The 12,370-nt window shown below is 63.0% G+C and carries 8 protein-coding genes; 5 read left to right on the top strand and 3 right to left on the bottom strand.

From position 1 onward, the window contains the following. Nucleotides 1-152: 152 nt before the first annotated feature. Together purD and C7H73_RS08565 are read right to left on the bottom strand one after the other, a co-directional pair. Complete coding sequence (gene purD / locus C7H73_RS08570) at nucleotides 153-1,433, bottom strand: phosphoribosylamine--glycine ligase (protein WP_106846256.1); 1,281 nt, start codon at nucleotides 1,431-1,433, stop codon at nucleotides 153-155. Nucleotides 1,434-1,437: 4 nt separating this feature from the next. Continuing rightward, entirely contained in the window at nucleotides 1,438-2,157 is a 720-nt protein-coding gene (locus tag C7H73_RS08565) for a YebC/PmpR family DNA-binding transcriptional regulator (RefSeq protein ID WP_106846255.1), read from the bottom strand. Between the two features lie 79 nt (nucleotides 2,158-2,236). On the opposite strand from C7H73_RS08565, the gene C7H73_RS08560 reads away from it, so the two are divergent. The 4 genes from C7H73_RS08560 to C7H73_RS15510 all read left to right on the top strand — a co-directional run bounded on the left by C7H73_RS08560 (nucleotide 2,237) and on the right by C7H73_RS15510 (nucleotide 10,531). After that, nucleotides 2,237-3,739 (top strand): helicase HerA-like domain-containing protein, encoded by a 1,503-nt coding sequence (locus C7H73_RS08560; protein WP_106846254.1) that lies wholly within the window; start codon nucleotides 2,237-2,239, stop codon nucleotides 3,737-3,739. A gap of 959 nt (nucleotides 3,740-4,698) precedes the next feature. Next, the gene (locus tag C7H73_RS08550) at nucleotides 4,699-9,165 is read left to right on the top strand and encodes an AAA domain-containing protein (protein WP_157948336.1); all 4,467 of its coding nucleotides are present in this window, start codon (nucleotides 4,699-4,701) and stop codon (nucleotides 9,163-9,165) included. Then, nucleotides 9,165-9,824, top strand: coding sequence for a hypothetical protein (locus C7H73_RS15515; RefSeq protein ID WP_157948335.1), 660 nt, complete (start codon nucleotides 9,165-9,167; stop codon nucleotides 9,822-9,824). Before C7H73_RS08550 ends, C7H73_RS15515 begins: the two co-directional genes overlap by 1 nt. Nucleotides 9,825-9,877: 53 nt before the next feature. Continuing rightward, a complete protein-coding gene (locus tag C7H73_RS15510) occupies nucleotides 9,878-10,531 on the top strand; it encodes a hypothetical protein (RefSeq protein ID WP_157948334.1) in 654 nt (217 codons plus the stop codon). A 138-nt stretch (nucleotides 10,532-10,669) separates the two neighbouring features. On the opposite strand, the gene C7H73_RS08545 is transcribed toward C7H73_RS15510, so the two are convergent. Then, nucleotides 10,670-11,374, bottom strand: a complete 705-nt coding sequence (locus tag C7H73_RS08545; protein ID WP_106846251.1) for a YebC/PmpR family DNA-binding transcriptional regulator — start codon at nucleotides 11,372-11,374, stop codon at nucleotides 10,670-10,672. 138 nt (nucleotides 11,375-11,512) lie between these two features. On the opposite strand from C7H73_RS08545, the gene C7H73_RS08540 reads away from it, so the two are divergent. After that, the gene (locus tag C7H73_RS08540; RefSeq protein WP_106846250.1) at nucleotides 11,513-12,352 is read left to right on the top strand and encodes an enoyl-CoA hydratase-related protein; all 840 of its coding nucleotides are present in this window, start codon (nucleotides 11,513-11,515) and stop codon (nucleotides 12,350-12,352) included. Nucleotides 12,353-12,370: the final 18 nt, after the last annotated feature.

Below are 12,370 nucleotides of genomic sequence, written 5' to 3'. Positions count from 1 at the left end.
CTTCGATCATTCAGGGCGTTGCGCATGAAGCCGCGCCGCGCCAGCCCAGCGGACGCCGCGGATCTGGCTTTGCCAGGCCGCCAGCGTCGTCCCCCTTCCAAGCAAAGCGCCAGAGAGGCGGCGAGCCGCGCAGCGGCTCAGGGGGTTGTTCCTCATCTCACCGCCCGGTGGCCGATGTCGCGCCGGTACTGCGCGCCGTCGAAGTGGATGCCGCGCGCCACGTCGTAGGCGCGCTGCTGGGCCTGGCGCACGCTGTCGGCCAGAGCCGTCACGCACAGCACGCGCCCGCCGGTTACGCGCGGCGTGCCGTCCGCGTCCAGCTGCGTGCCGGCGTGAAAGACCATGGCGTCGTCGGCTTCCGCCGGCAGCCCGGTGATGGCGTCGCCCTTGCGCGGCTGCGCGGGATAGCCGTGCGCGGCCATCACAACGCCCAGGGCGGTGCGGCGGTCCCACTGCAGCTCGACCTGTTCGAGCCTGGCGTCCACGGCGGCGGTGAGCAAGTCCACCAGATCGCTTTTCAAGCGCATCAGGATGGGCTGCGTCTCCGGGTCGCCCATGCGGCAGTTGAACTCCAGCGTCTTGGGGTAGCCGCTGTCGTCGATCATCAGGCCGGCGTACAAAAAGCCGGTGTAGGGGATGCCGTCCTTTTCCATGCCGCGCACGGTGGGCAGGATGACCTCGCGCATGGCGCGGGCGTGCACGTCGGCAGTAACCACCGGCGCGGGCGAATAGGCGCCCATGCCGCCCGTGTTGGGGCCCTCGTCGCCGTCCTTCAGGCGCTTGTGGTCCTGGCTGGTGGCCAGGGCGACGACGTCACGGCCGTCGCACAGCACGATGAAGCTGGCTTCCTCGCCCTCCAGGAACTGCTCGATCACCACCCGCGCGCCGCCCTCGTTGTGCGCCACGCCCAGGGTGTTGCCCTGCAGCATGTCGTCGATGGCGGCGTGGGCTTCCTCCAGCGCGGTGGCCACCACCACGCCCTTGCCGGCGGCCAGGCCGTCGGCCTTGATGACGATGGGCACGCCCACGCGGTTGACGAAGGCGTGGGCCGCGTCGGCGTCCGTGAAGGTGTCGTAGTCGGCCGTGGGAATGCCGTGGCGGCGCATGAAGGCCTTGGAGAAGGCCTTGGAGCTTTCCAGCTGCGCGGCGGCCCTCGTGGGCCCAAAGATGCGCAGGCCGTGGGCGCGGAACTCGTCCACCACGCCGGCGGCCAGCGGCGCCTCGGGGCCGACCACGGTCAGGCCGATCTTGTGCTCCTGCGCCCACTCGCGCAGTTCGCGCACGTCGGTCAGGGGCAGGTTTTCCAGTTTGGGGCTGAGGGCCGTGCCCCCGTTGCCCGGCGCCACATACACCCGCGTGGCCTTGGGCGACTGGGCGATCTTCCAGGCCAGGGCGTGCTCGCGGCCGCCGCCGCCGATGACAAGAATCTTCATGGGGTCACAGCTCGGCGTTGTGATAGACCGCCTGCACGTCGTCGAGGTCTTCGATCACGTCCAGGAGCTTTTGCATGCGGGCAGCGTCGTCGCCCTCCAGCGCGATGGTGTTCTCGGCGCGCATGGTGACCTCGGCCAGCTCGGGCGCCAGGCCCGCTGCGGCCAGCGCATCCTTCACGGCCTCGAAGTCGCCGGGCGCCGTGAGCACCTCGATGGCGCCTTCGTCATCGGTGATGACGTCCTCGGCGCCGGCCTCCAGCGCCAGCTCCATGACCCGGTCCTCATCGGTGCCGGGAGCGAAGACCAGCTGGCCCACATGCTTGAACTGGAAGGCCACAGAGCCTTCGGTGCCCATGTTGCCGCCGTGCTTGGAAAACGCGTGGCGCACCTCGGCCACGGTGCGCACGCGGTTGTCGGTCATGGTGTCCACGATGATGGCCGCGCCGCCCAGCCCATAGCCCTCGTAGCGGATCTCCTCGTAGGTCACGCCTTCCAGGTTGCCCGTGGCCTTGTCGATGTTGCGCTTGATGTTGTCGGCCGGCATGTTGGCGGCCTTGGCCTTGTCCACGGCAAGGCGCAGACGCGGGTTGGTGGCGATGTCGCCGCCGCCCTGGCGCGCGGCCACCATGATTTCGCGAATGATGCGGGTCCAGATCTTGCCGCGCTTTTCATCCTGGCGGCCCTTGCGGTGCTGGATGTTGGCCCATTTGCTGTGTCCTGCCACTGCAGCGTCCTTCTTGTCTATGCGATTGATTTAACCTAGCGGCCGATTTTACGTTTGACGCCCTTGTCCCTTTACCGCCATGGCCCCTGCCCTGCTCCTTGCCCAGAACGACCACACCACCTGCCAGCTGCTGCCGCAGCTGGCCAACCGCCACGGCCTGATCACCGGCGCCACCGGCACCGGCAAGACCGTCACGCTGCAGGCCTTGGCCGAGCAGTTCTCGCGCATCGGCGTGCCGGTCTTCATGGCCGACGTCAAGGGCGACCTCACGGGCATCAGCCAGCGCGGCAGCATCGGCGAGAAGATGGCCGCCGTGCTGGCCGAGCGCGGCGTGGCACCGCCCGAGCCCATGGCCTGCCCCACCACGCTGTGGGATGTCTTCGGCGCCCAGGGCCACCCGGTGCGCGCCACCATCTCCGACATGGGCCCGCTGCTGCTGGGCCGCATGCTGGCGCTGAACGAGACGCAGATGGGCGTCCTGAGTCTGGTGTTCAAGATCGCCGACGACCAGGGCCTGCTGCTGCTGGACCTGAAAGACCTGCGCGCCCTGGTGCAGCACGTGGGCGACAACGCGAAACAGTTCACCACCGAATACGGCAACGTCAGCACGGCCAGCATCGGCGCCATCCAGCGCGCGCTGCTGACCATCGACAGCCAAGGCGGCGACCAGTTCTTTGGCGAGCCCATGCTGAACATCGACGATCTGCTGCAGACGAAAGGCGGCATGGGCGTGATCAACATCTTGGCGGCCGACCGGCTGATGAACGCCCCGCGGCTGTACGCCACCTTCTTGCTGTGGCTGCTGTCCGAACTGTTCGAGCGCCTGCCCGAGATCGGCGACCCCGAAAAACCGAAGCTCGTCTTCTTCTTCGACGAGGCCCACCTGCTGTTCACCGACGCGCCCAAGGTGCTCGTCGAGCGCATCGAGCTGGTGGTGCGCCTGGTGCGCTCCAAGGGCGTGGGCGTTTACTTCGTCACGCAAAACCCGGTGGACATCCCCGACAGCGTGCTGGCCCAGCTGGGCAACCGCGTGCAGCATGCGCTGCGGGCCTTCACCCCGCGCGACCAAAAAGCCGTCAAGGCCACGGCCAGCACCATGCGGCCCAAGGCGGGCCTGGACATCGAAGCCGCCATCACCGAGCTGGCCGTGGGCGAGGCCCTGGTCAGCCTGCTGGACGCCAAGGGCCGCCCCAGCGAGACCGAGCGCGCCTGGGTCATCCCGCCGGGCAGCCAGATCGGCCCCATCACCGACGCCCAGCGCCGCGCACTGATCGCCGGTTCGCTGGTGGCCGGCACCTACGACACGCCGGTGGACCGCGAGTCGGCCTATGAAATCCTGCGGGCGCGCGCCGACAGCTCTGCCGCGCAGGCGCCTGGGGCGGGCGGCGCCGCTGCCCCGGCCGGGGCCGGCGGCGTGCTGAACGACCTGCTGTTTGGCACCACCGGCCCGCGCGGCGGCAAGAAGGACGGACTGGTGCAGACCATGGCCAAGTCCGCCATCCGCACCATGGGCACGGGCCTGGGCCGCGAGATCCTGCGCGGCGTGCTGGGCGGGCTGCTGGGCGGCGGCAAGAAGCGCTGAAAATTTCAAGCTAAATACCGCTTTAGCGCTTGTCCGGCAAGCCCGAGTAGCTATATTTTTGAGAGCAATTCTATGGTCGCCAGGCCACGGGTGTTTTGCCTATGATGGCCCAAGCACCCATATTCCGCCCCTTTGAGCCCAATTCTTAAGTAGTTCCGCCACATTCTGTGGCTTCACGTCGGTATCGTCTCTGAATGATGCCCAAACGTTACCACTTTGTCTTCAACCCCAAAGCCCATCACCCGCACCGGTGCCAGCGCTCGCACAAAGTCCGCACTCAGGCCCGCGCACGCGCACCCCTCCTGCCATCAAGTGGCTCCTCAACGAGCGAGCAGCGTTGGCAGGAGCCCAGCAGTCCACCATGGAGGCCATCCCTCGATTGCGACGCCAAGTGGAGCGCGCTCAGGCAAGCCTCGCGCGCGGAGCACGAGCTGGCTGTAGCCGAAAGAGCTCTGGACCTCAACTCCAAAAAGCTCCAGGCGCTGGACAGCACGTTGGCGTAAATCGACTCAGCCGTCGACCCGCAAGCCGGCGGTGTTGTCAACGCCTGGCAAGGTCGGTACGACGAGAGAGGGGCCTTGCCGCACCTCTTGCTCGTCCTCCTCCAAAAAGCAGCCCCACGCCGATGGCGCTCCTGCCTGCCACCAATACCTGCTCTTGCGCATTGCGCTTCCTCTCGGTTGCGCGGATTCTCTATTACCTGGTACGGGGGGCGGGCTGCAGGTCAGTGCGAAAAAATGACCGTAGAGTGGCTCTCTACACACACCCACGCAGAGACTTTTAATGGCAGCAGAAAAAACGGTTTCGGTCAGCTTCCGGGTGAGCCCTGAATTCAAGGCGCTGCTAGAAGCAGCCGCACTGCGGGGGCACCGCAGCCAAACGAACATGCTGGAGTACTGTAAGAGAAACGGAATACAGACCGGTTCTGCGGTGAGCACCGAACAAAGGAGGAGCCCAAATTGATAGAACCCGCCGCCAAAGTGATTGACCTGCTGAACTACATCGAGCAAGTCGAAAAGCTCAAGAGAAAGCCTGCTTTCAGCGTGCCAGACGACTACTTTGCCGCTCATCGACATGAGCTGGTCGGGCTGCCCGAGCTTGAGCTCAACCTTCAGCAGGAGGGAGACGATGTCTGGCTCAAGCTTCCCCGCCTACAAGAGGTTGCCGCCCCAGAGGTGGACGAGCTTCTCAAGCCATGGGTGGCCATCTCGAAATCCCCTGACAAATCACCTGAAATCAAGCAGGAGATTCAGGTTGCCCTCTCGGGCGAAGAGCCAAAGCGCGTGCGCCTGCAGGACCGCCCAGACGTCAAGGCGCAATTTGACTGGTACGTTGATTTCATGTGGAAGCCCTGGTCACAGACCGAGCGTCCACGGCGCAAAGCCATTTCTGTCTACAACAAGCTGTTCGCGCTTCAGCAAGCCATTGCCTCAGAAGGTGCTGAAACACCGATTGAACTTGTCTGGGGCATAGGCCACGCAGTCTGGAAAAAAGAAGGCTACGCGACACCGGTTCGTCACCCGCTACTGGTCCAGGGGTGCAGCATCAACCTCAATGAGTTGACGCTTGACCTGGAGGTCCGGCCGCGAGACGTTGAGCCCAAACTGGAGGTCGACTGCTATGCGGAGATGGAAATTGCTGGCGTCCACCAGCTGGAAACCTTCTGGAAAAAGGTGGTTGAGACCAGCGCCAGCCGCCTAACGCCCTTTGACTCCAGTACCTTTGAGCCTTCGCTGCGGGCGGCCGTGGGGCACTTGGATCCTTCCGGTGCTTACGTTGAAGCCAAGGAATGGACAAGCCTGCCCACGCCCTCGGACAAGCTGCTGGTAACAGGTGGCTGGGTTATTTTTGGGCGCAAGCGCTCTGGCGATGTTCTCCTGGAGGACATTCGGCGCCTGAAACAAAAGCTCGAGGTGGCCCCCTCGGTACCAGGGGTCATTCAGAGCTTTGTCACCTCCGGCGACGACACCGTGCGTAGGCGCCCTGAAATCCCGTTTCGAGGACTGTCTACCAGCCACGGTCCCAGCAACGCGCGCGAGTTGTACTTCCCCATGCCGTACAACGACGAGCAGGTGTCCATTATCCAGAAGCTGGAGAGCAATGATGGCGTCGTCGTTCAAGGCCCGCCCGGCACTGGCAAAACACACACAATCGCCAACGTCATCTGCCACTACCTGGCGCAGGGCAAGCGTGTTCTGGTGACCGCCAAGGGCGAGTCGGCTTTAGCCGTGGTTCAGGAAAAGCTCCCTGAGCGAATCAGGCCGCTGTGTGTCTCGTTGTTGTCCGACGAGCGAGATGGCATGAAGCAGTTTGAGCACGCCATACAGACTATTGCCGCGCGGGTCTCCGGCCTCAACCCAAATCAATCTGAAAAAGCTATCGCAGCCGCAGAGCAGCTACTCGACCAGCTGCACGCCAAGATTGCGAACGTAGACCGAACCGTTGAAGAGCACGCCCAGCGGCACATGCGCCATTACACCTTCCGCGGCAAGTCGGTCAGCCCCGAAGAGATGGCTAGGGAGGTGCTGGAGCAAGTGGAGCTGCACCAGTGGTTCGATGACGACCCGCCCGAGGTGGAAGAATTGGCAGTCGCAGACGCCGCTGTCACTGCTTTGAGACAGGCCCGAAAGGCGGTTGGCGACGACCTCGTCTATGTCGGCACCTCCATACCGAAGGCTGATGATTTTCCACAGTGGGTCGACATGTTGGCGCTCCATCGTGACTTGGTTCGTGCCAAGACGATTGAAGCGAAAGTGGAAAAGGGTGCAGTCTTGGCGCTGGCGGACGCCACCCTTGATACTTTCGACAAAGCCAAACAACTGGCTGAGTTCTTGGAGCAACGCCAGCAGACCCTTGGCCGCGTGGCAGCAAGCCAAACCGCTTGGTCCGAGGCTCTTCGCTCGCGCATGGCTGACTTGGTCCTGGACGACCCGTTGCTTGCAGCGTTGCGCCAGTCGTGTGGCGCTCTACAGCAATTGGAAAAAGCGCGGGTAGCCCTTGTGCCCAAAGCGGTTCAGCTGCCTGCCAACGCGGAGCTGGACGAGGACTTAAAGGATGCCCTGGTTCGACTGCTTGCTGGCAAGAGCGCATTTGCGTTGCCGTTCGGCAAGTCTGTTGCGCGCAAGTTGGTAGAGGCCATCACCGTTGGTGGCGCAAAGCCTAAAGGGGTGGAGGACTGGCAGGCGGTCAATGACTGGGTTCAGTGGCGACTGCAGGCGCGCAAGGCTTTGGCGCAGTGGGCTTCTCTGTCAGGCGAGTTTGGCTTTGATCCGCCCGGAGAGGGCCCGGAGCAGGCTGTCCGCAGTTTGACCCCAACCATTGCCCTGGTCAGGGATGTTGACCAACTGCAGTTTGGGTTTGACGCCCATCTGCAATCAAAGGTGGCAGCAGTCTTTGGCGACGCAACGGCAGCCAAGCTTTGGGACCAAGGCGAAAGTTTCGCCGGGCTGGTTCGCGAGAGTCTTCAGTCTCATCTGGACAAAGGCCGTCTTGGCTACGCGCTTCGCCGTGTGCAGGAAATCGTCAAAAAGCTGGACGGACATACGGGCGGAATCGTCTGTGAAATTCGTGACTTCCTGATGGGGCCCCTGGGCCGTACCGATGCGGATGAGAGCGTCTTGCAGACAACTTGGCTTGCGACTATGTCGGAGTTGGAGCGACTGCAGCAGCTGTGGCCGCACATCAAAGTCATTGAAGAGGTCACGGACCTTCTGGAGCAGGCAGGCGCTCCGAGATGGGCTCAACGCGCCAGAGCAGAAAAGTCCGAGGGCGAAATCGACACGCTGGTGCCTTTCAATTGGAAAGACGCCTGGGACTGGCGCTTGGCGGTCAATTTTCTGGACCGCATCGATGGTCACCACAAGATGCGTCAGCTGTTCGAGGAGCGGCGGCAACTCACCAACACCCTGGCAAAGACCTATCAGGAGTTGGTGGCCGAAAAAACCTGGCTGGGTGTTTATAACAACTCGCCGGACAGCGTGCGCCAGGCTTTGCAGGCGTACTTGAACGCGGTTCAGGCCATGGGGGCCGGTACTGGCGTGCGCGCCGTACGCCATCGCAAAAACGCTCGAGACGCGATGGTTCGGGCCTACAAAGCTGTCCCATGTTGGGTGCTGCCGCAGTGGCGCGTGTCTGAGACCATTCCGGCCGAGGTCGGCTTGTTTGACCTGGTCATCGTGGACGAAGCCTCCCAGTCCGACATCTGGGCGCTGCCAGCGCTGCTCAGGGGCCAAAAGCTTCTGGTGGTAGGTGACCACAAGCAGGTGTCACCTTCTGCTGTCGGTACTGCTGAAGAACGCGTTCGTGAGCTCGTCAACCGTTTTTTGGCTGACCAGCCCCATGGGTCCGAGATGACCCCTGACAAGTCCATCTATGACTTGGCGCGAGTTGTCTTTGCGGGCAACTCGGTCATGCTAAAGGAACACTTTCGGTCAGTACCCGCCATCATCGAGTTCTCCAACCGGGAGTTCTATGAAGGCGACATCCGGCCCCTGCGTGTGCCCAAGGCCAATGAGCGGCTCGACCCACCGCTGGTGGACGTGTTTGTGAAGGGCGGAAACAGGCAAAAGGACGTCAACAAGGCGGAGGCCAAAGCCATCGTCAACGAAATTGCCAATCTTATCGCCGACCCCATGTTTGACGGGCGTTCGATTGGGGTGGTCACCTTGATGGGTACAGAACAGGCCAGCTACATCCACAAGCTCATCTCGGACCATATTTCCCCGGCCGACGTGGTGGCCCGCAAAATCAGTGCGGGACCGCCACCTGTCTTCCAGGGCAGAGAGCGGGACATCATGATGGTGTCGATGGTGATTGGCCCGGGCGACCGAGGGGCAGCTAACCGCGCAGACATGCATCAGCGTTTCAACGTTGCCCTGTCTCGAGCCAGAGACCGGATGTACCTGTTCCGTTCCGTCACTGACAACGAAGCGAAAGAAGACTCTTTAACCGGTCGCGTCATCCTGCACTTCAAGCAGCCGTTTAGGCAGGACGCCAAAAAGGTGGACGCCCTGCGCGACAAGTGCCAGTCGGGGTTCGAGCTCGAGGTGTTCGATGAACTGGTGAAGCGCGGGTACCGGGTGTTGCCTCAAGTGCCCGCCGGCGGCTACTTCATCGACTTCGTTGTGGAAGGTAACGAGGGCCGACGCTTGGCGATTGAGTGCGACGGGGACCGGTTTCATGGGCCGGGCCAGTGGGCTGACGACATGGCGCGCCAGCGGGTACTGGAGCGCGCCGGTTGGACGTTTTGGCGGTGTTTCGCATCCAGCTTCGTCCGTTATCGCCAGGATGTGTTGGCCGACTTGCTCCAGACCTTGACAAGTCTGGGTATCGAGCCGGTTGGGTCCGAGTCGGTGGACAACACCCCTTGGGTCGAATACCGCGAGGTTGACCCCTTTGAAGTTGACACGATTGAGGAGGTGGCTTGATGGCAACGACGCGACCCCTAATGCAGCTGGGCATAGGCGACCTGGAAGGCATCTTCGAGAAGGAGAGCAAGAGTTTTGCGACACTCGACCTGCTGAAACAAGAACTCAGCCATCGTCAAGTTCCCAGAGCCGTAGCGCTTTTAGAGCGGGTTCAAAAGGCTGAAGCAGCTATGAGAGATACGAGCGCCCACCGACCGGACGCTCAGGCGCCTCGCTCCACCCTGAGGCTTGCTCGTGGCAAGCCAGAAGCTGCTCCAGCCCCAGCGCCTGCACAAGAAACTCCACGGCAACCCGTTCCCAAGTCGATCTTGCAGGCTGAAACAGCGCAGCAAGACCTTTTGGCGGGGTTTGGGCAGTACTCACCGAAAGAGCCTGCCAGCGGTACGGCTGCTGAGGCAATAGCCCCACAAAAGCCTGTCACCCCAGAACCCGAAGCAATACCTCAGTTGGCGCTTGAGGACGCGTACCGTATTTTGAAGGTGGCAGCAGGAGATTCCTGGGAGAAGGTGGAGGCCGGGCGTCGGAAAATTGTTCTGAAGTCTAGCCCGTTGGCCACTAAAGGCGTGCCTTCGGCACAGTCCCAAAAACTGCTAGTTGAAGCACAAATGGCTAATGACGCTGCCATAGTCATCGCGGCTAGACGTTGTGGCCGTCATTAGAGGAGACCGCCGCTTGCATAGACTTCACGAACTCCAAAAGGAGGGGGGAGCCGATGGAATCTGAATACTTTAGCTACGTAGAACAAGACCCAAGCCTGCGCGAACTTTTAGCTCCTGTTCTGCCAGAACTCCGGTCTCTCACCGCCGAACAGGTCGAAACACTGGTCTTCTATCTGAAATCACTGCACTCGTACTGTCCTGCGAGCGCAAATGAGAGCGACAACTGGCTCGGCTTCAGCGAGCGACTTCGGGTAACTCGAGAAAGCCCCCAACAAACCACGCTTCAACGCAAGGCATCCTCTAAGTTATTGAAGGGGATGACCACATGCGTGGTAGCCGGAGTGTTTCTAACACTTGGCGTTGCCCTCCTAGCTGGTGGCTTGACCCTCGGCGGCGGCGCGTTGATTGCAGGGGCAGTAGGTTTATTCGTTCTGGCTGATGCCAGGTTCGGGAGACCAGCTCTCGATACCGCAAAAGAGCAGGACCGCCGTTACTTTCTGCAATCCATAAGGGCTGCCCGCGCCTGTAACGAACTCGATTGGGCAGGCCTCTTCTCTCACAACGGCGTCACGCGACCAGGGCCGCAGAGCGACGAAGACATTGAGCAATCCAAACTGCGTGTCGCCGAGCTCAGCGCTCAGCTTCGCAGCGCCTTGTACAACGACGAATACATGGCGTACTCATCTTTTGGTACTCGCGCAACCTGAGCCCTAATTTTCTTTTTTGCTCGTCAAAAAACAACGTAACCTGTTGTTTTCAAAGGAGATGGGCAACAGAGGCATAACACCCCAAGCCATAAAAAAGCCGCTGTAATTCAGCGGCTTTTTCGTTGGGCAGGCGGGGCATCAATCGACCAGGCCCACGAACACGTTCTGCACGTCGTCATTGTTCTCAATGCCGGCCAGGAAGGCCTGCACCTCTTCCTGCGCCTCGGGCGGCAGGCTGGCCATGCTGACCGGGTTCCTGGCCTTGTAGCCCAGCTTGGCCGACAGCACCTTGAAGCCGAACCCGGGCAGCGCCTTGGCGACCGCGTCCAGGTCCGTGGGGTCGGTCAGGAACAGGGTCTGGCCCTCCTCCTCGCCGGGCTCGAAGTCCTGCGCGCCGGCCTCGATGGCGGCCAGCTCCGCGTCGGCGCCCGGCTGCGCCGGCTCGGCCTCGATCATGCCCACATGGTCGAAGTCCCAGGATACGGCGCTCATCTGGCCCTTGCGAAAGCACACGCGCATCTCGGGCGCGGTGCGGTTCACGTTGTCGGTCAAGCACTCCACCATCACCGGCACCTGGTGCGGCGCAAAGCCCTCGTAGATCACGTGCTCGTAGTGCACGGCCTCGGCGCCCACGCCGGAGCCCTTCTTGATCGCCCGCTCCAGCGTGTCCTTGGGCATGGACGCCTTGCGCGCCGCCTCCACCGCCAGGCGCAGGCGCGAGTTGCCGGCCGGGTCTGCGCCCGCACGGGCGGCCACGATGATTTCCTTGGCCAGCTTGCCAAAAAGCCTGCCCTTGGCATCGGCGACCAGCGCCTTGCCCTTTGCCTTCCATTGCGCGCCCATGACTGCGAATCCTTTGCGTGAAGCCAACAAAAAATGCGGCCTGCGCCGCAGCGGGCAAGTGTATGCCTGCCAGGGCCCGGCGCGCCTGCCCCCGGGCAAGCGCAGGCGCCGCCAGGGACTGCCGTACAGTGGCCCGCCATGAACCCTCTCACCTGCTTCACCCTGACCGTCACCGACCACATCGCCCACCTGGTGCTGAGCCAGCCGGACAGCCTGAACACCATGCACCCGACGTTCTGGCGCGAGCTGGACGAGGTGCTGGTGGCGCTGCACCGCGGCAACGAGGCCCGCGCCCTGGTCATCAGCAGCACCGGCAGGCATTTCAGCGCCGGCATGGCGCTGGAGACCTTTGGCGACGCCATCGTGCTGGACGACCGCAGCCCAGAAGGGCGCGCCGCCGTCTTCGATCTGCTGACCGACATGCAGTCCACCTTCACGCGGCTGGAGGAGCTGCGCATGCCGGTCATCGCCGCCATCCACGGCGGCTGCATCGGCGGCGCGCTGGACATGGTGGCGGCGGCCTGCATCCGCTACGCCACGCGCGATGCGTTCTTTTGCCTCCAGGAGATCAACATCGGCATGGTGGCGGACGTGGGCTCGCTGCAGCGGCTGCCCAAGCTGATGCCCATGGGCCTGCTCAAGGAGCTGGCCTACACCGGCCGGCGCCTGCCCGCCGAGCAGGCCCAGGCCTGCGGCCTGGTGACGACGCTGTTCGAGTCGCACGAGGCGCTGGTTGAAGCCGCACTGGCCTGCGCCCGCGAGGCCGCCGCCAAGCCGCCCGTGGCTGTGTGGGGCACCAAGCAGGCGCTGCACTACGCGCGCGACCACGGCGTGGCCGACAGCCTGCGCCAGATGGGCTGGCTGCAGGGCGCCATCTGGAGCAACCGCCACGTGGCCGAGGCCGTGACGGCCATGCGCGAGCGGCGCGCGCCGGCATTTGCGCCGCTGGCAACTCTCAAGCCGTTCAGCGAGCTGTGATCGCACTCACGAAACAAT

Source organism: Pulveribacter suum (assembly GCF_003013695.1).
Taxonomy (GTDB): domain Bacteria; phylum Pseudomonadota; class Gammaproteobacteria; order Burkholderiales; family Burkholderiaceae_C; genus Melaminivora; species Melaminivora suum.
This window is presented reverse-complemented; position numbering and strand designations above follow the sequence as displayed.